This window comes from uncultured Nevskia sp. (assembly GCF_903885465.1).
GTDB lineage: Bacteria > Pseudomonadota > Gammaproteobacteria > Nevskiales > Nevskiaceae > Nevskia.
Genome location: NZ_CAISIQ010000009.1, coordinates 1 through 17,238, shown reverse-complemented (window position 1 = coordinate 17,238; position 17,238 = coordinate 1). Strand labels below are relative to the sequence as shown.

General features: G+C 65.8%; 18 protein-coding genes and 1 pseudogene. 12 read left to right on the top strand and 7 right to left on the bottom strand.

From position 1 onward, the window contains the following. Nucleotides 1–42 precede the first annotated feature (42 nt). The 6 genes from QZY06_RS00395 to QZY06_RS00370 all read left to right on the top strand — a co-directional run bounded on the left by QZY06_RS00395 (nucleotide 43) and on the right by QZY06_RS00370 (nucleotide 4,995). Nucleotides 43–942 carry an ABC transporter ATP-binding protein gene (locus QZY06_RS00395; protein WP_367275525.1) on the top strand — a complete coding sequence of 300 codons (900 nt, stop codon included), beginning with the start codon at nucleotides 43–45 and terminating at the stop codon, nucleotides 940–942. A gap of 212 nt (nucleotides 943–1,154) precedes the next feature. Further along, the gene (petA, locus tag QZY06_RS00390) at nucleotides 1,155–1,748 is read left to right on the top strand and encodes a ubiquinol-cytochrome c reductase iron-sulfur subunit (protein WP_295678724.1); all 594 of its coding nucleotides are present in this window, start codon (nucleotides 1,155–1,157) and stop codon (nucleotides 1,746–1,748) included. A 38-nt stretch (nucleotides 1,749–1,786) separates the two neighbouring features. Further along, the gene (locus QZY06_RS00385) at nucleotides 1,787–3,040 is read left to right on the top strand and encodes a cytochrome bc complex cytochrome b subunit (RefSeq protein ID WP_293390445.1); all 1,254 of its coding nucleotides are present in this window, start codon (nucleotides 1,787–1,789) and stop codon (nucleotides 3,038–3,040) included. A gap of 20 nt (nucleotides 3,041–3,060) precedes the next feature. Beyond that, complete coding sequence (locus tag QZY06_RS00380; protein ID WP_295678721.1) at nucleotides 3,061–3,852, top strand: cytochrome c1; 792 nt, start codon at nucleotides 3,061–3,063, stop codon at nucleotides 3,850–3,852. 78 nt (nucleotides 3,853–3,930) lie between these two features. Further along, the gene (locus tag QZY06_RS00375; RefSeq protein WP_295678719.1) at nucleotides 3,931–4,575 is read left to right on the top strand and encodes a glutathione S-transferase N-terminal domain-containing protein; all 645 of its coding nucleotides are present in this window, start codon (nucleotides 3,931–3,933) and stop codon (nucleotides 4,573–4,575) included. A 12-nt stretch (nucleotides 4,576–4,587) separates the two neighbouring features. After that, nucleotides 4,588–4,995, top strand: a complete 408-nt coding sequence (locus QZY06_RS00370) for a ClpXP protease specificity-enhancing factor (protein ID WP_295678717.1) — start codon at nucleotides 4,588–4,590, stop codon at nucleotides 4,993–4,995. Here QZY06_RS00370 and QZY06_RS00365 read toward each other — a convergent pair. Genes QZY06_RS00365 through QZY06_RS00350 form a run of 4 tightly spaced genes read right to left on the bottom strand, consistent with a single transcriptional unit; the run spans nucleotide 4,978 to nucleotide 9,287 of the window. Further along, nucleotides 4,978–5,514 carry an MOSC domain-containing protein gene (locus QZY06_RS00365; RefSeq protein WP_295678714.1) on the bottom strand — a complete coding sequence of 179 codons (537 nt, stop codon included), beginning with the start codon at nucleotides 5,512–5,514 and terminating at the stop codon, nucleotides 4,978–4,980. The two genes, QZY06_RS00370 and QZY06_RS00365, sit on opposite strands and share 18 nt — an antisense overlap. A gap of 14 nt (nucleotides 5,515–5,528) precedes the next feature. Then, entirely contained in the window at nucleotides 5,529–6,950 is a 1,422-nt protein-coding gene (locus QZY06_RS00360; protein WP_295678712.1) for an FAD-linked oxidase C-terminal domain-containing protein, read from the bottom strand. Further along, nucleotides 6,937–7,287, bottom strand: coding sequence for a YraN family protein (locus QZY06_RS00355; RefSeq protein WP_295678710.1), 351 nt, complete (start codon nucleotides 7,285–7,287; stop codon nucleotides 6,937–6,939). Before QZY06_RS00355 ends, QZY06_RS00360 begins: the two co-directional genes overlap by 14 nt. Then, nucleotides 7,284–9,287 (bottom strand): penicillin-binding protein activator, encoded by a 2,004-nt coding sequence (locus QZY06_RS00350; protein WP_295678708.1) that lies wholly within the window; start codon nucleotides 9,285–9,287, stop codon nucleotides 7,284–7,286. Before QZY06_RS00350 ends, QZY06_RS00355 begins: the two co-directional genes overlap by 4 nt. Nucleotides 9,288–9,352: 65 nt before the next feature. Between QZY06_RS00350 and rsmI the strand changes: the two genes are divergently transcribed. Both rsmI and QZY06_RS00340 read left to right on the top strand, forming a co-directional pair. After that, nucleotides 9,353–10,258, top strand: a complete 906-nt coding sequence (rsmI, locus tag QZY06_RS00345) for a 16S rRNA (cytidine(1402)-2'-O)-methyltransferase (protein WP_295678706.1) — start codon at nucleotides 9,353–9,355, stop codon at nucleotides 10,256–10,258. Between the two features lie 7 nt (nucleotides 10,259–10,265). Beyond that, nucleotides 10,266–11,534 carry an MFS transporter gene (locus QZY06_RS00340; protein ID WP_295678703.1) on the top strand — a complete coding sequence of 423 codons (1,269 nt, stop codon included), beginning with the start codon at nucleotides 10,266–10,268 and terminating at the stop codon, nucleotides 11,532–11,534. 174 nt (nucleotides 11,535–11,708) lie between these two features. On the opposite strand, the gene QZY06_RS00335 is transcribed toward QZY06_RS00340, so the two are convergent. Then, complete coding sequence (locus QZY06_RS00335) at nucleotides 11,709–11,927, bottom strand: hypothetical protein (RefSeq protein ID WP_295678701.1); 219 nt, start codon at nucleotides 11,925–11,927, stop codon at nucleotides 11,709–11,711. Here QZY06_RS00335 and QZY06_RS00330 point away from each other — a divergent pair. Further along, nucleotides 11,926–12,366 (top strand): hypothetical protein, encoded by a 441-nt coding sequence (locus tag QZY06_RS00330; protein ID WP_295678699.1) that lies wholly within the window; start codon nucleotides 11,926–11,928, stop codon nucleotides 12,364–12,366. The two genes, QZY06_RS00335 and QZY06_RS00330, sit on opposite strands and share 2 nt — an antisense overlap. Before the next feature lie 42 nt (nucleotides 12,367–12,408). On the opposite strand, the gene QZY06_RS00325 is transcribed toward QZY06_RS00330, so the two are convergent. Beyond that, a complete protein-coding gene (locus QZY06_RS00325) occupies nucleotides 12,409–13,146 on the bottom strand; it encodes a DUF2461 domain-containing protein (RefSeq protein WP_295678697.1) in 738 nt (245 codons plus the stop codon). A 324-nt stretch (nucleotides 13,147–13,470) separates the two neighbouring features. On the opposite strand from QZY06_RS00325, the gene QZY06_RS00320 reads away from it, so the two are divergent. The 3 genes from QZY06_RS00320 to QZY06_RS00310 all read left to right on the top strand — a co-directional run bounded on the left by QZY06_RS00320 (nucleotide 13,471) and on the right by QZY06_RS00310 (nucleotide 16,461). Then, nucleotides 13,471–14,637, top strand: a complete 1,167-nt coding sequence (locus QZY06_RS00320; RefSeq protein ID WP_367275524.1) for an alanine--glyoxylate aminotransferase family protein — start codon at nucleotides 13,471–13,473, stop codon at nucleotides 14,635–14,637. Nucleotides 14,638–14,755: 118 nt separating this feature from the next. Then, a complete protein-coding gene (locus QZY06_RS00315; RefSeq protein WP_295678692.1) occupies nucleotides 14,756–15,544 on the top strand; it encodes a class II aldolase/adducin family protein in 789 nt (262 codons plus the stop codon). Next, nucleotides 15,541–16,461, top strand: a complete 921-nt coding sequence (locus tag QZY06_RS00310) for an alpha/beta hydrolase (RefSeq protein ID WP_295678690.1) — start codon at nucleotides 15,541–15,543, stop codon at nucleotides 16,459–16,461. The genes QZY06_RS00315 and QZY06_RS00310 overlap by 4 nt, the downstream gene beginning before the upstream one ends. Here the strand turns inward: QZY06_RS00310 and QZY06_RS00305 are convergent. Beyond that, nucleotides 16,458–17,238 (bottom strand): annotated as a pseudogene (locus tag QZY06_RS00305) (FAD-dependent oxidoreductase); the annotation flags it as partial. The gene QZY06_RS00310 and the pseudogene QZY06_RS00305 sit on opposite strands and share 4 nt — an antisense overlap.

The following is a 17,238-nucleotide window of genomic DNA, read 5'->3' as shown; positions in this document are numbered from 1 at the left end:
GTTCGCCATCCGGGACGGGGCAGGGGAGCGGCGCCGGTCACCGTGCTCGACGGCGTCAGCCTGTCGCTGGCCGCCGGCGAATCGCTGGGACTGGTCGGCGAATCCGGCTCCGGCAAGAGTCAGACGGCGCTCGCGATACTCGGCCTGCTGCCGGCGAGTGCTGCAGCCGAAGGCTCGATCCGTTTCGACGGCAACGAACTGCTGGGTGCGAGCCGTCAGCAGATGGATCGCCTGCGCGGCAGCCGGATCGCGATGATCTTCCAGGACCCGATGACCAGCTTGAATCCGAGCTTGAGCATCGGCCTGCAACTGGCCGAAGTGCTCGAAGTGCATCGCGGGGCCAGTCGCCGCGCTGCGCTGCGTGAAGCCGCGCGCATGCTCGATGCCGTGCGTATCCCGGATGCCTTGCGGCGGCTGCAGCAGTATCCGCATGAACTGTCTGGTGGCCAGCGTCAGCGGGTGATGATCGCGATGGCGCTGCTCTGCAAACCGCAGTTGCTGATTGCCGACGAGCCGACCACCGCGCTCGACGTCACCATCCAGGCGCAGATTCTCGATCTGCTCGATGAACTGCGCCGCGAACTGAATCTGGCCTTGTTGCTGATCACCCACGATCTCGGCGTCGTCGCCGGCCACTGTGATTGCGTGGCGGTGATGTATGCCGGCAGGATCGTTGAAGCAGGGCCGTCGACAGCGGTGCTTGCGAGTCCTGCGCATCCGTACACGGCAGCCTTGCTGGCCTCGCGGCCGTCCCTGCTCGGGCCACGGCCGGAACGGCTGCCATCAATCGCGGGCCAGCCGCCCGATCCGGCGCAGCGCACGCTTGCTTGCGCGTTCGCGCCGCGCTGCACCTCGGTGTTGCCGGTGTGCCGCGAGCGCTTGCCGGCGCTGCGAGACTTGGCCGGTGAGCGCGTTGCGGCCTGTGAAAGAGTGAACCTGTGACGCTCATCCGCGCGTCATCCGATCGGCCAACGCGCGTCGACAGAAATTTTTGGCAGCAAGTTCGACGAACATGGCATCAGTCTTGATGACGATCCCGCTCGACGGCCGGTATAATGGCCGGGTTTTGCGGCCGTCCTCGGACAGCCTCAGAACATGCCCCCGAATCTGCCCCGAATCCGCTTGCCTGCAAGCACTCAAAAGGTCGCATATACATGAGCAATGAAGGTGTCGACGGCAACCGTCGTCGCTTCCTCACCACAGCGACTTCGGTAGTCGGCGCTGCTGGTGCCGCTGCCGTAGCCTGGCCGTTCCTCGCATCGCTGAAGCCCAGTGCCCGCGCCAAGGCGCTTGGTGCGCCGGTCATCGCCGATCTGAGCACCCTCGAGCCCGGCATGCGCGCTACTTATCTCTGGCGCGGTCAGCCGATCTGGGTCGTGCGTCGCACGCCGGAGATGCTGGCCGGTCTCGACAAGGTGACCGGTGATCTGGTCGATCCCGAGTCCAAGGTCGCGCAGCAGCCGAAGTACATCACCGACAAGTCGCGCGCGCTGAAGCCGGAATACATGGTCATGAAGGGCGTCTGCACGCACCTCGGCTGCTCGCCGATCCTGCGTACCGACCACCCGGCACCGGAGATCGCGGCGAACTGGCAGGGCGGTTTCTTCTGCCCTTGCCACGGCTCGAAGTTCGATCTCGCGGGACGCGTCTACAAGGGCGTGCCGGCACCGACCAATATCGTCGTGCCGCCGCATCGCTACGAGACCGATACCGTCGTCGTCATCGGCGAAGACCCGAAGACGGCCTGAGTTCGACACCCGCTTACCCAATTTACGGATAGTTCTCCATGGCCATCACGCCAAACCCGTACAAGACAACCGGCGCGCTCGGTTGGATCGACGATCGCTTCCCGCTCACCAAGATGTGGAAGGAGCATCTGTCGGAGTATTACGCGCCGAAGAACTTCAACTTCTGGTACTTCTTCGGCTCGCTGGCACTGCTGGTGCTCGTCAACCAGTTGCTGACCGGCATCTTCTTGACCATGCACTACAAGCCGGGCGCCGAAACGGCGTTCGACTCGGTCGAATACATCATGCGCGACGTGCCCTGGGGCAACGTCATCCGCTACATGCATTCGACTGGCGCCTCGGCGTTCTTCGTCGTCGTCTTCCTGCATATGTTCCGCGGCCTGATGTACGGCTCGTACCAGAAGCCGCGCGAACTGATCTGGGTGTTCGGCGCGCTGATCTTCCTGGTGCTGATGGCCGAAGCCTTCTGTGGTTACGTGCTGCCTTGGGGCAACATGAGCTACTGGGGCGCGGCGGTGATCATCAACCTGTTCGGCACCATCCCGTTCATTGGTCCGGACCTGGTGACCTGGATCCAGGGCGATTTCGTGCCGTCCGATGCCACGCTGAACCGCCTGTTCTCGATTCACGTCATCGCGCTGCCGTTCGTGCTGGTCGGCCTTGTGGTCGCCCACATCCTGGCGTTGCATGAAGTCGGCTCGAACAATCCGGATGGCGTCGAGATCAAGAAGAAGAAGGATCCGGCGACCGGCATTCCGCTCGACGGCATTCCGTTCCACCCGTACTACACGGTCAAGGACATGGTCGGCGTGGCCGGCTTCCTGATCATCTTCTGCGCCGTGCTGTTCTTCATGCCGGACGGTGGTGGCTACTTCCTGGAAGCGCCGAACTTCACGCCGGCCAGCCAGACCAACACCCCGGAACACATCACGCCAGCCTGGTACTTCGGTACCTACTACGCGATGTTGCGCGCCACGCCGAGCTTTGCCGGCACCCAGATCTGGGGCGTGATCGTGATGGGCGCGGCGGTGGTGATCCTGTTCTTCGTGCCTTGGCTCGACCGGTCCAAGGTCAAGTCGATCCGCTACAAGGGCGCGCTGTCGAAGATTGCGCTGACCATCTTCGCGATCAACTTCGTGATCCTCAACTACTACGGCCTGCAGCCGCCGAGTGACACCGTGCAGCTGATCTCGCAGATCGGCACGATCCTGTACTTCGCGTTCTTCCTGCTGATGCCGTGGTACTCGAAGATCGACAAGACCAAGCCCGTGCCAGAACGGGTGACCGAATGACACCCCGCTCGAATCGCACCATGACTCGTCTTATCACTCGTCTGGCCCAGGTTTCGGCCCAATCCGCACTGCTCGCGGCCGCCGTACTGCTGCCGCAGGCCGTCAGCGCCAACACTGGCGTGGCGCTGCAGCACTTCACTGCGAACTCCGGCAACCTGCCGTCGGCGCAGCGCGGCGCGCGCAACTTCATGGCTTATTGCTCGGGCTGCCATTCGCTGAAGTACCTGCGCTACGAGCGCATGGGTGCGGATCTGAACATTCCGCCCGATGTGCTGAAGAAGAATCTGATGTTCACCAGCGACAAGCTCGGCGACCAGATCAAGATCGCGATGCCGGCAGCCTCCGTCGACTGGTTCGGCCGCGTGCCGCCGGATCTGTCGCTGGAAACCCGCGCTCGCGGTGCCGACTGGGTCTACACCTATCTGCAGAGCTTCTATCTGGACGACAGCCGTCCGTTGGGCGTCAACAACACCGTGCTGCCCGGTGCTTCGATGCCGCATGTGCTCTGGGAACTGCAGGGCTGGCAGAAGAAGGCCGAGCACGCTGCTGAAGGTGCCAAGGAAGGTGAACATGGTGCCGAGCACGGTGGTGGCCACCACGAAGGCAGCCCGTTCGAGCCGGTCAGCAAGGGCACGCTGACCCCGGCCGAATATCAGGCCTTCGTCGGCGATCTGGTCAACTTCCTGGACTACGCTTCGGAGCCAGGCAAGCAGGCGCGGATCAGCACCGGTCTGAAGGTCATGCTGTACCTGTTCGTGCTGCTGGGTCTGACCTATCTGCTGAAGAAGGAATTCTGGCGCGACATTCATTGATCACCTTGACGCACTGCCTTTCAGTTCACGCAGCACGCAGGGTCTGACATGGCCCTGCGTCTGCGAGCAAGAGTTCCGATGCCCCCGATCAAGCCCGCCGCCAACGCGGGTTTGACCCTCTATGTAGGCCCTGACTCGCTGCACGGCGACTGGGCTCGACTGGTCCTCGCCGAGAAGGACGTCGACACCGCCGTCGTCAAGATCATCATGCCCGGCAAGGTCGACGAAGATTTCCTGGTCCTCAATCCGGCGCAGACCTTGCCGACTCTGGCGGATCGCGAAGGCGTGATTTCCAGCGCCCGAGTGATCGTCGAATACCTCGACGAGCGCTATCCGCATCCGCCGCTGATGCCGCAGGAACCTGCCGGCCGCGCCCGCGTCCGGATGAGCCTGCATCGCATCGAGCACGAACTGTTTCCGCTCGCCGTCGCGATGACAGGCACCGGTGCGGAAGCCAATGCGGCGCGCAAGCAGCTGATCGAAGGCCTCAAGGCCGGCGCCCGCTTCTTTCCGGCGCGCGGTCATATCCTCGGTCCGGAATGTTCGCTCGCCGATACCGCCTGGGCGGTGCTGCTGCGCCGGGTGCAGATGGCCAAGCTGGCTTTGCCGCCCGAAGCGGCCAGCGTCGGCGCCTACGGTGCGCGACTGTTCGCGCGCCCGGGTTTCCAGCGCTGCTTCCATCCGTCGACGATCGCGCCGGCCACTGGCCGTCGCCGCAGCTGAGTTCGCTGACCGATGGCCAATCCGTCCAAATCGCGCCGTCCCTATCTGATCCGCGCGATCTATCAGTGGACCCTGGACAACGGCTTCACGCCGTATCTGCTGGTCGCGGCTGATCAGCCCGGCGTCACCGTGCCGCTGCCGTTCGTCAAGGATGGCCGTATCGCCCTCGACATCGGCGGCATGGCGGTGCGCGAACTGAACATCGAGAACGATCCGATCTTCTTCTCGGCGCGTTTCGGTGGTCGTCCTTATGAGATCGTGGTGCCGAGCGGTGCAGTGCTGGCGATCTACGCACGGGAGAACGGCGAGGGCATCGTCTTCGGTGAACCGGAAACCGGTGATCCTGCGACCGATGCACCGGAGCTGCCGCCGGAACCGCCGAAGCCGAGCGGTCGACCGAAGCTACGCGTCATCAAATAGCGACAGCGTCGCGCTGTTCGACAGGTGCTGAGCCACGTCGAGCACCACCACCGCATCACCGACCTGGATCGTTCCCGCACGCAGCACGCGGGTGATGATGCCGCCATGGCCGCGCATCGCCTGGAAGCCGCCGGGCCCGAGGTTTTCGTCCATCCGCGAGCACGGTGCGCAAGGGCCGGTGAACTCGAACAGCGCGTCACCGATCGTGAACTGCCGGTCTTTCAAGGCCAGCAGATTCAGGCCGGAGATGACCAGATTGCGCCGGGTCATCAACGGCGTGATCTGGGCCAGACCGAGAATGCCGGCGACCGCTGCCAGATGCTCGGCCTGAATCATCGACACCATGCGCTTGCCGTCGAGCGGCCCGGTGTAGTGATCGCCAAGCAGGCCGCCACCGATCTCGACATTGGCAGCCGCGACGGACTGCAGCGTCTCGCGCCGCGCGGGCCTGAGGCCGATCCAGTCGAGACGGCCGGCGCGCATCGGGCCGTACATCAGTTCCTTCAGACTTGTGGCCATCGTTCCGTGTTCGCTCAGGCAGGCGGCGCTGGCAGCGCCTTGCCCGGATTGAGGATGCCGACCGGATCGAACGCGCGCTTCACCGCATGCATCATCGACAAGGTCGCAGCATCGATTTCCCAGGCGACGAAAGCGCGCTTGTCGATGCCGACGCCGTGCTCGCCAGACAAGGTGCCTTCAAGGCTCAGCACCAGTCGGAACACCGCGTGCAGACAGGCTTCGATCGCCACCATCTGCGCCGGATCATCCGGATTGGCGAGCAGGTTGACGTGGATGTTGCCGTTGCCGGCATGGCCGAAGCAGACGATGCGGATGCCGTGTTGCTTCGACAATGCCGCGACGCCACGGATCAGCTCCGGCAGCCGCGACACCGGCACCGCGACATCCTCGTTGACCTTCTTCGGCGCCAGGCTGCGCAGCGCCGGTGACAGCGCCTTGCGCGCTGCCCACAGATCTTCGGCCTCGGCCTCGGAACGCGCCGCACGCAGATCGATCAGACCATCACCGCTCGCCGCTGCACTGACCGCCGCGACCACGGCGGCAATGCCGGCATGGCTGCCATCGCATTCGATCAACAGCAGCGCGCCGCAGTCTGCCGTGAGGCCGCAGTCGCGATGGGCCTGCGCCAGCTGCACGGCATCGCCATCGAGAAATTCCAGCGCGCTCGGCGTTTCCGGCTGCGCCATCAGCCGGGCGACGGCCGCGGCGGCGGCTTCGACGTCGCGATAGGCCGCACGCAAGGTGCGCGTGGTTTCCGGCTTTGGCAGCAGCTTCAGGGCAGCCTGGGTGATCACCGCCAGCGTGCCTTCGGAGCCGATCAAGAGACGCGTAAGGTCATAACCGACCACGCCCTTGGTCGTGTAGCAGCCGGTCTTCAAGCGCGTTCCGCTGCCGGCGATCGCGCGCAGGCCGAGCACGTTGTCGCGCGCCGTGCCGTACTTCACCGCGCGCGGCCCACCGGCACCACAGGCGAGGTTGCCGCCGACCGTCGAGTAGCCGCTGCTGGTCGGATCCGGCGCCCAGAACAGGCCGTGCTTCGCGGCCTCGCGCTGCACGTCGCCGTTCAGCGCGCCGGCCTCGCATTCGAGCAGGCGATCACCGGGCGACACCCGCAGCACCTTGTTCATCCGCTCCAGCGACAGCACCACGCCGCCGTGGATCGGCACCGTGGCGCCGGTGGTATTGGTGCCGCGGCCGCGAGCGATCAGCGGCAGCGCGTGCTCGCGGCAGCAGTCGATCAGGGCCTGTACTTCGTCAACGGTAGCGGCCAGCGCCACTGCCTGCGGCATCGCGACGCGGCGGCTGTTGTCGTAACCGTAGGCGAGGCGATCGGCGGGATCTAGCAGCAGCCGGTCCGGCGGCAGGAGCTCGCGCAGCTGGCGCGCGACGCTGGCCGGCAGTTCGATATCGGGGCCGACGGTTTCAGGCGTCGACATCGAATGCCGCCTTCAGCCAGTGCAGTTGATTGCCGTCGAGCGCGACGACATCGAAGCGGATTTCGCGCTGCGCGTGTTCGGCGTGAGCGGCGAGGAAGAGCTGCGTGGCGTGGACCAGATGACCGCGCTTGCGGGCATCGATCGATTCCAGCGCCGAGCCGTAATCGCTGCGTCCACGGCTGCGCACTTCGATGATCGCCAGCGCCTCGCCATCGCGCATCACCAGATCCAGTTCGCCGCCCTTGCAGCGCCAGTTGCGGGCGACCAGCTTCAGACCCTGGCGTTCCAGGTGGCGCAGTGCCCGCGTTTCGGCGTCGGCACCGCGCAGCCAGTTCACGGCGGCGGGCTGAGCGAATTGAGCGCGGGCTCGATACCCGGTGCCATCACGGAAGGGTCTCCGCCGTTGGTCATCCTGGCGCAGACCAGCTTGCGGCGGATCGCGCCATTGGTCTCGACCGCCAGCGCGCCGGTGGCGCCCTGTACCAGATCGCCGGGCCGCAGCGAGTTCTGGGCGATCCGGTTGGCCAGCAGCCAGGCATCGGCACCGAAGGCATAGAAGCGCGCCGCTTCCCGGCTGCGGCCGTTCTGGGCGGCATCGCGCATCGGCTGCAGGGCGCCACCGATGCCGTCCAGCAGCCAGGGCACATCGCAGAAGCGGATGCCGCTGAGATCGCCATCGCCCGGGCCTTCGTTGACAGCGGACGTGGCGTACACCGGCGTGCGATCAGCGTGGTAATAGCGGAACAGCGGCCACAGCACACGAGCCTGCGAGGCACGAGCAGCGATGAACACGAAGTCGAAATCGTTGCGGCGCTGCGGATCGATATCGGGTCCGGCCTTGGCGCGCGCTTCGGCGGCTTTCTTCTTGTCGTCGATCGCCACGTAGCGCAACAGCTTGCGTACCGGATCGGCCCAGGCCTGCGGCTCGCCGTAGTAGCGGCCAGAGTCGACGACCACGCCGCCGAGTTCGCGCAGGCGGGTCTCGAACGCGGACTGCACGCGGTTGCCCCAGTCGCTGGACGGCGTCATCGACAGCGCCCGCCGCAGGCCGCGCGACACGGCGTCCTCGGCGGCGGCGCGAGCCTCGTCCTCGGGCGCCAGGCCGAACTGGTACAGGCCCGGCGGGGCGGGGCGGTTGCTATCCAGGTAGTTGAGGCCGAGCACCGGAACCGGCAGCGCCGGCGACTGCGCCAGTACGGTGAGGTTTTCCTTGAGCAGCGGGCCAACCACCACGCCGGCGCCGTCGCTGACTGCCTGCCCGTAGGCGGAAGGGTCGTAGATGCGGGCTGGCGGAGCTGAACTCGTCGAAGCGGCACTCGCATAGCCGGCGCGCAGCGCATCAGCGAAGGCAGCCTGCGGCCCGGTCTGCGGCAGCAGCAGGGCGATGCTGCGACCGTGCGCCAGCGGTGCGCCAGCGGTCACATCCGGGAATGAGCCGTTGCTTGGCGCGGTACCGAGCGGTGCGTACGGCGCCAGCGGCTGCTGCGCGGCTTCGGCCGGCACCAGCGAAGGCGATGGCGCATACAGCGCGGCAAGGCGTTCTTCGCCCGGATGGCGCGGATAGCGTTTGCGCCAGAGATCGAACTCGCCCAGCGTGGCGCGACGACGATGCAGCGCTGCTAGGTCCAGCCAGCCTCTGACCAGCGGCGGCTGGCTGGCCGCGCGGCCGAGGGTGGCGGCGTCGAGTGTGGCGCCCTGCAGCAGGTTCCACAGCGTTTCGCGATTGGCGTTGAGGGCGACGATGCCGTTCAGGTAGTGCTCGCGCAGCACCAGGCTCTGGGTCAGGCCGATCGGATCGTTGCCGCGCGCCTGGGCCTGCGCGCGAATCAGCAACTGGCGCTCGGCCAATTGCGGATCGCCGCCCGGATCGCCGGCCGGCAGCAGGCGAAGCGCCCGGGCCGAGTCGTTGCGCATCAGCGCCGCTTGCGCGCGCAGCAGGCGGTAGCGGGTCTGCAGGGCCGGATCGCTGGTCTGCGCCGGAATCTGGTCGAGGATCTGGTCGGCACGGAACGGATCGCGCGCGGCCAGCGAGGCATCAGCGGCACGCAGACGCAGGTCAGCGGCCTGCTCCGGCGTCGCGTCGGCGGCAGCAGCCTGATAGCTGCGGGCGGCTGCGGCGGCATCGCCGCGTGCCAGCGCCGCGTCGGCCTCAGTTGCCGAGCTACTGCCGTAGCTCGGCGAAGTCGACGTCGCCGACTCGCTGCCGTAGTTGCCGGGATAACGTTTGACGATGCCGGTACTGGTCGAGCAGGCGGTCAGGCCGAGCAACATCAGCGCCGGCAGTGCGCGAAGCAGGCGTGCCTGGGCCGGGGCAGAAACGGAGTCTTGGGAAGTCATCAAGTAAAGTATGACATGGCCTTTTTGCAGTTGATCCCCGTTGCCCTCCTGTCAGGTTGGCATCGATGAGCGTCGCTAATGACGCCAGTCTCGAACCCGGCGCGCTCTATGTCGTGGCCACGCCGATCGGCAATCTCGGCGATCTGTCGCCGCGTGCGCAAGCCGTGCTCGGCGCGGTCAGCCGCATTGCCGCCGAGGACACCCGCACCACCGCGGCATTGCTCGCCCATTTCGGTATTCGCACGCCGCCCGGCGGGCTGGTGGCGCTGCACGATCACAACGAGACGCGGATCGCCGAAGGCCTGATCGCTGAACTGGCCGATGGCGCCACGCTCGCCGTGGTCTCTGACGCCGGCACGCCGTTGATTTCCGATCCGGGTTATGCGCTGGTCCGTGCCGCGCGTGCAGCGGGGCGCGCCGTTTACACCGTGCCGGGCCCCTGTGCTGCGATCGCCGCGCTGTCGGTATCCGGTCTACCGACCGATCGCTTCGTGTTCGCCGGTTTCCTGCCGGCCAAGTCCGGTGCCCGACGCGCCGCGTTCGAGCGGATCAAGGCCGAGCCGAGTACCGCGATCTATTACGAATCGACCCATCGCATCGAAGACAGCCTTGATGATCTGGTCGCTGTGCTCGGGCCCGAGCGCCGCGTCTGCCTGGCGCGTGAGCTGACCAAGCGCTTCGAGCAGAGCATCACCTTGCCCGCGGCCGAACTGCGCATCTGGCAACGCGAAGATCCGAACCGTGGCCGCGGTGAGTTCGTGCTGATCGTTGAAGGCGCGCCGATCGCGGAGAACGAGGACCGGATCGACGTCGAGGCCGAGCGCGTGCTGCGTCTGCTGCTGGCCGAACTGCCGGCGTCTCGCGCGGTCCGACTGGCAGTCGAGATCACCGGGGCGGCGAAAAAGCCGCTGTACCAACTGGCGCTGAAGCTTGCTGGCGACAACGATCGCGACGACACCGAATCTGCCTGAGCCTGCCTTGACCGAAACGCCCGCCACACCGCCGCTGCGTGCCGATGCTTTTGCCGCGCTGCGCTTCCCTGAATACCGCAACCTGATCGTCGGCAACTTCCTGTTCACGATCGCGATGACGGTGCAGGAAATCGCCATTGCCTACGAGCTGTACCTGATCACCCACGATCCGTTCGTGCTCGGCCTGCTCGGCCTCGCCGAAGCGCTGCCGTTCATGGCGGTGGCCCTGTTCGGTGGCCATGTCGCCGATCGCCGGGACAAGCGCAGCATCATGCTGTTCGCGCTCAGCTTCATTCTGGTCGGCTCGATGTTCCTGACTTGGCTGCTGCAGCCGCATATCCGCAGCGGCTTGAGCCAGAACATGCTGCTGGCCTGCTGCTATGGCGTGGTGGCCGCGCTGGGCCTGGCGCGGGGCTTTTTGACGCCGGCAGTCAGCTCGCTGAAAGGCTTTCTGGTGCCGCGCGAGCACTACGCCAACGCCACCGCCTGGAGCAGCACGCTGTGGCAGGCCGGCGCGATTCTCGGCCCGGTGACAGGCGGCTTTCTGTATGCAGGCGTTGGCCTGTCGGCGAGTCTGATCGGCGTCTGCACCTTGCTGCTGCTGCAAGCGGTGATGTACGCGCGGATCAAGCCGCGACCGCCGCAGTTGAGCGCAGCCGAGCAGCAGGAATCGGTCTGGGAAAGTCTCGCGGTCGGCATCCGCTTCGTGTTCCAGTCGAAGATCATCCTGTATTCGATCTCGCTGGATCTGTTCTCGGTGCTGTTCGGTGGTGTCGTCGCAGTCCTGCCGGTGTTCGCCGAAGACGTGCTCAAGATCGGCGCTCAGGGCCTCGGCGTGCTGCGTGCCGCACCAGCAGTCGGTGCGATGGTCACCGTGCTGCTGTGCACCCGCTATCCGCCGATGTTCAAGGCTTGGCGCAACCTGCTGATCGCGGTCGCCGGCTTCGGCGTGTCGATCCTGGTGTTCGGCTTCTCGCGCAGCCTGTGGCTGTCGGCGGCAGCGCTGTGCGCCAGCGGCGCCTTCGATTCGATCAGCGTGGTGATCCGCGGCACCATCCTGCAGATGATGCCGCCGGATCATCTGCGCGGCAGAGTGCTCGCCGTGAACAGCATCTTCATCAGTTCCTCGAACGAACTCGGCGCCTTCCAGGCCGGCACTTCGGCAGCGATCTTCGGTGCGACGCGATCGGTACTGATCGGCGGCACGATCACCCTGGCGATCGTCGCCGGTGTCTGGCGGCGCTCGAAGGATCTGCTGGCGCTGCGCTTGAGCTGAGCGGTCATCAGTTCGGCGCTGATCAAACTTGCTGCAGCAGGGCAGGCACGAAAACGATCTGAGCTTTGATCGCAAAACCACTTCCCGCAGCGGCGGGCAATCGGCAGCATGCGTTCAGTCCTTGCGGCCTTCGTCACAAACGAAGCTGCACTCCCGATTCCCAACTCGATCCGCTCATGAACCTCCTGCCCGTCCGCTGCCGAATGTCGTTGCGCCGCTGTTGCGGCGCTCGATGTCGGTCTGCGCGCTGCGCAGGCTGACGCAAGAGCTGCCGCCAAGCGGCGCGCCTTTTGCAATGCATTCGATGACGGCGCCGAGCGTCGCCGTTCGTTCATGTTTGTCGTGGAAGCTGCGTGCGCCTTCAGCGGTACGCATGCCAGGAGCAATCGTCATGTACTACAGGTCCAGCAACACCCGTCACGCCATCTACGGCTTCGATTCGCTGTGCGCCGCTGCCCGCGCCACCGGCCATCGCGGCGATGCCACGTTGCACGCCGCACTCGGCGGCGAATCCGGCATCGCCGGAATCGTCGAGCGCTACATCGGCATCGTCGCTGCCGATGGCCGCATCAATCATCATTTCAGCGGTATCAACATCGTCCGTCTGCGGCTGATGCTGGTGCGCCATTTCAGCTGGTTGGCCGGCGGCCCGCAGCGAAATGTCCTGTTTGTGCCGGCGAGCAGCGAGCGTCGCGAAGACAGGGCCGATCTCCACGCACTCACCGTGCTCGCCGATGGCCTCGACGACGCCCTGCAGCAGTGCGCGGTGCCGAACTCTGCACGTCGTCGCTTCCTTGCGCTGTTCAATCCGGCGCTGCAGATGGCGGCCTGAGGTCCAGCGGCCATTGCGAGTACAGCGCGCCGTGCTCGCAATTCAGTAATCCAGATCCAGCGCCCCGCACAGCCAGTCGATCAAGGGGCTGGCGAGCTTGTATTGCTTGATGATCCGCTTAGGCAGATCGGGCGCCAGCAGCGTGTCGTCATCGAGTGCGGCGGAGGCGATGTAGTCCTTGCGCTTGATGTCCTCGATCAGCTCGTGGGCCGGGTCGTAGCCCAGCGGTACGCGCTTCATGCTGTCACCGCCCAGGGTGCCGAAGGCCTTCTTGAACGCGGCCGAGCGGGTCGCCGCTTTCCAGCTCGCCGGGTTGTTGACCAGGTAGGTGCGGATGCGCTTCAAGGTTTCCGGCTGCGGATGCCAGATGCCGCCGCCTAGGAAGCTGTCGCCGGGCTTGATGTGCAGGTAGAAGCCCGGTGCATCGAGCCGGCCCATCGTGCCCTGATCGGCATCGCCGCCGCGGATCACCGCGCGCGTTGCCTGGTGATAGAAGCTGGCGCCGGCCCAGGGCTTGTACGGCGTCTTGTCGGCGGCGAAGCGGGTGTCGCGATGGATGCGGAACATCGAGCCACCGACCGGCTTCGGGTTGGCTACGTAGTGCGGGCTGATCTCCTTCAGCGGCGCATCGAGATCGCCGATCAGTCGCAGGAATGGCAGCTTCACTTGCTGCTCGTATTCGGGCTTGTGGGCGGTGAACCATTCGCGGCTGTTGTTGGCAGCGAGCGCGCGCAGGAAGGCGAGGGTCTGGGTCGAGAAGTACGGGGCGGCTTTGGCCATCGGGATCGGTCTCCGGGAGTGTCGCGACGATGCCGGATGTATCGCGCCATTCCAAGCGCCATTCCCTTTCGATCTGGCTGACGACAGCCGATGGCGAAACCGTCCGCCGAGCACGATATTCCTCGAAAGGTCTTGACGCCGCGCGGCTGCGCGCATGTACTGCGCGTCCGAAACGCGCTGTACGCGATTGTTTCGGCAAATAAAAGCCTATATCCGGGCGCCAGACAGCGGTGGTCATCCGATGAGCAATCTCCTCAGCACTCCATGTTTCGATGTGGCCTTCCTTCCGACCACGGAGCGCGCTTCGTGAGCGCCGCCGTGCCGATGGTTGGCGGCTTCGTGGCGCCGAAGCGGGTGTTGATGGGCCCGGGTCCGTCCGATGTCCATGCCCGGGTTCTGGCCGCCGCCAGCCAGGGAACGATCGGCCATCTCGATCCCGAATTCGTCCGCCTGATGGACGAGATCAAGCTGCTGCTGCGCGCCACCTTCCGTACCGAGAACGATCTGACTTTCGCGATCTCTGCGCCGGGTTCGATCGGCATGGAGACCAGCGTCATTAATCTGGTCGAGCCGGGCGACACCATCATCGTCTGCGTCAACGGCGTGTTCGGCGGCCGTATCTGCTCGATGGCCGAGCGCGCGGGTGCCAAGGTCGTCAAGGTCAATACGCCTTGGGGCCGCGCAGTCGATCCGGCCGACGTCGAAGCCGCACTCAAGGCCAATCCGGGTACCCGGGTCGTTGCCTTCGTGCAGGCAGAAACCTCCACCGGCGCGCTGAGCGATGCCAAGACGATCGCGGCAATCGCCCGCGCCCACGGCGCCCTGAGCCTCTGCGATGCGGTGACTTCGCTGGCCGGCGTGCCGCTGGAAGTCGATGCCTGGGGCATCGATGCGACCTACTCGGCGACTCAGAAGTGCCTGTCGGCGCCGCCGGGCTTGTCGCCGGTCACGTACTCGGCGGCTGCCGTCGAACGCCTGAAGACGCGCAATTCCCCGGTGGTCTCCTGGTTCCAGGATCTGGCGCTGGTGATGAGCTACTGGGGCAGCGGCGGCAACGCCACGGCGCGCCGTACCTACCACCACACCGCGCCGGTCAATGCGCTGTTCGGCCTGCATGAAGCGCTGCGCATGCTGCACGAGGAGGGTCTTGAAGCAAGCTGGGCGCGCCATGCGCGCGTGCATGCGCTGCTCGCCGAAGGTCTGGAAGATCTCGGCTTCCGCTACGTGGTGCCGCAGGGCGAGCGGCTGCCACAGCTGAACAGCGTCTGGATTCCGGAAGGTGTCGATGACGCCGCCGGCCGCGGCCAGCTGCTCAACGATCACGGCGTCGAGATCGGTGCCGGCCTCGGCGATTTCGCCGGCAAGGTCTGGCGCATCGGCCTGATGGGCCAGAGCTGCAGCGAGCGCCATGTCGAACTGCTGCTCAACGCGTTGGCCAAGGTCAGCGGCCGCAGCCGTTCGACGTCACGGCTGCTGGAAGCCACCGCGTAAGCCGCTCTGCATCGAGGGTCCCGGACGGGCAGTCAGGTTCACCCTGACTGCCCGTTTTGCTGGGGCTATGTCATCGTCCAACCACTGAAGACGCACGGCAACGACGGAGGAGACCGCCATGACTGCCCACGAAAAGCTAGAGATCCCGGAAGTCCGCAGCAAGGTATCGCCCGAGGAATGGCAGCTGAGAGTCGATCTCGCCGCCGCCTACCGGCTGGTCGCCATGTTCGGCTGGAGCGATCTGGTGTTCACCCATATCTCGGCGCGCGTGCCGGGGCCCGAGCATCACTTCCTGATCAACCCCTACGGCTTCCTGTTCGACGAGATCACCGCGTCGAGCCTGGTCAAGGTCGATCTCGCGGGCAACAAGGTCATGGAGTCGCCGTATCCGATCAACCCGGCCGGCTTCGTCATCCACAGTGCGGTGCACGCGGCGCGCGAAGATGCGCACTGTGTGCTGCACGTGCACTCAGCGAATGGCGTGGCCGTGTCGGCGCGCAAGGAAGGCTTGCTGCCGATCTCGCAGCAGTCGATCTTCGTGATGTCGAACCTCGGCTATCACGACTATGAAGGCGTGGCCCTGCTCGAGGATGAGCGGCCGCGTCTGGTCCGCGATCTCGGCAGCAACACCTACCTGATGCTGAAGAACCACGGCCTGCTGACCGTCGGCACCTCGGTCGCCGAAGCCTGGGTGGCGATGTACATCTTCGAGAGCGCCTGCAACATCCAGGTGCGGGCGATGGGCGCCGGCGGCGCGAACGTCGACAACCTGCTGATGATTCCGCAGAACATCCTCGACGGCGGCATGCGCCAACTCAAGGAAGCAACACGCGGCCAAGGTGCGGGTCTGGTCTGGCCGGGCCTGCTGCGCAAGCTCGACAAGGCCGATCCCTCGTACCGCACGTGACCGCCTGCCCGGGTCTTAGCCTCGCCGCGCTGGCGCAATGGCGAAGCGATGGCCTGCGCTTCGATCATCAGGGCCAGCCGATCTTCGTTCGCGAAGCCGGTACGGCTAGCGACGACGATGCTTCCCTGCTGTGCCTGCACGGTTTCCCGACCGCGTCGTTCGACTGGTATCCGATCTGGGCCGGCTTGAACCAGAGCTTCGAGCATCTGCTGGCCTTCGACATGCTCGGCTACGGGTTCTCCGCGAAGCCCGCGGGTCAGGATTATCCGATCACGGTGCAGGCCGATATCGCTGAAGCGCTGCTCCGCGATCGCGGTGTCCGGCGTGTACATCTGCTCGCCCACGATGTCGGCGATACCGTTGCGCAGGAACTGCTGGCGCGCGATGCCGCACGCCGCGTCGCTGGCGATGCCTCGCTGGAAATTGCCTCCTGCGTGCTGCTCAACGGCGGCCTGTTCCCGGAAACCCATCGCGCTTCGCGCGCGCAGAAACTGCTGCTGTCGATGCTCGGCCCGCTGGTGGCCGCAGTAATGACCGAGCGGCGCTTCATGCCCAGCTTCGCGCTGGTGTTCGGGCCGCAGACCAAGCCTTCAGCCGAAGAGTCGAAGGTGTACTGGTCACTGCTCGCGCATGACAACGGTCATCGCAAGCTGCACCGGTTGATCCGCTACATCCTCGAACGGCGCGCCAACCGCGATCGCTGGGTCGGCGCGCTGCAGACCACCGCGGTGGCGCTCCACCTGATCGATGGCGCGCTCGATCCGATCTCGGGCGCGCACATGGTCGAGCGCTACCGGCAGCTGATTCCGAATCCCGACGTCAGCTTGCTGCCGGGCATCGGCCATTACCCGCAGACCGAAGCGCCGGAGGTGGTGCTGGACGCCTTCCTGCGCTTCCACGCGCGGCTACCGCCCTAGGAACCCAAGGCCAGCGCATTGAGCCCGGCCGTCGCGCGCGGTGCGGTGTACAGCCGCGACGCAATGCGCTCGACCAGATGCGCCGCGTCGCGCGCGACGCCGGAGAAGCGGCCCGAGCCCCAGGTGTACTGCCACGGCAGGCCGAGGAAGTAGAGGCCGGGCACGGTGGTGATGCCGCGGTCGTGACCGGGATAGCCGCGGCCATCGAATACCGGCACGTCGACCCAGGTGAAGTCTGCCTTGTAGCCGATGCACCAGATCACGCTGGTGATGCCGGCCTCATTGAAATCGAGTTCTGTGCGTTCGGCGGCGGGCTTCCAGACCGGCAGGTAACGCGGCTCGACGGGCGCATCGATGCCGCTCTTGGCGATGAATGCGTCGATGGTGTCCTTGATCGATTCCAGCGTGAGGTCTGCGGCATCGAGGTTCTGTTCGAGATCCGGCTTCAGACTCATCGTGGTGCCGACGATGTCGTTCAGGCGGCCGTACAACTCCATGCCTTCGCTGGCGAACTTGCGCAGGTCGATCTCGCGGCCACCGTCGCGGCCGGTCAGATAGTGGTTGGCCTTGGCGCGCACTCGTTCCTTGTTCGGATGCTCGTGGATACCGATGTCGTAATAGCCCATCTGGTTCAGCCATTCGACGGCATCCTTGCCGCGGTACTGGCGCGGCGCGCGCGGCGCGCCGCCGACGCAGAGGTGCACCTTGCGGCCGGCGAGATGCAGATCCTCGGCAATCTGGCAGCCGCTCTGGCCAGTGCCGACCACCAGCACCGCG

Excerpts from the sequence above, each read along its gene's own strand:
- petA (WP_295678724.1), top strand. The coding sequence starts at position 1,155 with ATGAGCAATGAAGGTGTCGACGGCAACCGTCGTCGCTTCCTCACCACA.
- QZY06_RS00385 (WP_293390445.1), top strand. The coding sequence starts at position 1,787 with ATGGCCATCACGCCAAACCCGTACAAGACAACCGGCGCGCTCGGTTGG.
- QZY06_RS00380 (WP_295678721.1), top strand. The coding sequence starts at position 3,061 with ATGACTCGTCTTATCACTCGTCTGGCCCAGGTTTCGGCCCAATCCGCA.
- QZY06_RS00375 (WP_295678719.1), top strand. The coding sequence starts at position 3,931 with ATGCCCCCGATCAAGCCCGCCGCCAACGCGGGTTTGACCCTCTATGTA.
- QZY06_RS00370 (WP_295678717.1), top strand. The coding sequence starts at position 4,588 with ATGGCCAATCCGTCCAAATCGCGCCGTCCCTATCTGATCCGCGCGATC.
- QZY06_RS00365 (WP_295678714.1), bottom strand. The coding sequence starts at position 5,514 with ATGGCCACAAGTCTGAAGGAACTGATGTACGGCCCGATGCGCGCCGGC.
- QZY06_RS00360 (WP_295678712.1), bottom strand. The coding sequence starts at position 6,950 with ATGTCGACGCCTGAAACCGTCGGCCCCGATATCGAACTGCCGGCCAGC.
- QZY06_RS00350 (WP_295678708.1), bottom strand. The coding sequence starts at position 9,287 with ATGACTTCCCAAGACTCCGTTTCTGCCCCGGCCCAGGCACGCCTGCTT.
- rsmI (WP_295678706.1), top strand. The coding sequence starts at position 9,353 with ATGAGCGTCGCTAATGACGCCAGTCTCGAACCCGGCGCGCTCTATGTC.
- QZY06_RS00330 (WP_295678699.1), top strand. The coding sequence starts at position 11,926 with ATGTACTACAGGTCCAGCAACACCCGTCACGCCATCTACGGCTTCGAT.
- QZY06_RS00335 (WP_295678701.1), bottom strand. The coding sequence starts at position 11,927 with ATGACGATTGCTCCTGGCATGCGTACCGCTGAAGGCGCACGCAGCTTC.
- QZY06_RS00325 (WP_295678697.1), bottom strand. The coding sequence starts at position 13,146 with ATGGCCAAAGCCGCCCCGTACTTCTCGACCCAGACCCTCGCCTTCCTG.
- QZY06_RS00320 (WP_367275524.1), top strand. The coding sequence starts at position 13,471 with ATGGTTGGCGGCTTCGTGGCGCCGAAGCGGGTGTTGATGGGCCCGGGT.
- QZY06_RS00315 (WP_295678692.1), top strand. The coding sequence starts at position 14,756 with ATGACTGCCCACGAAAAGCTAGAGATCCCGGAAGTCCGCAGCAAGGTA.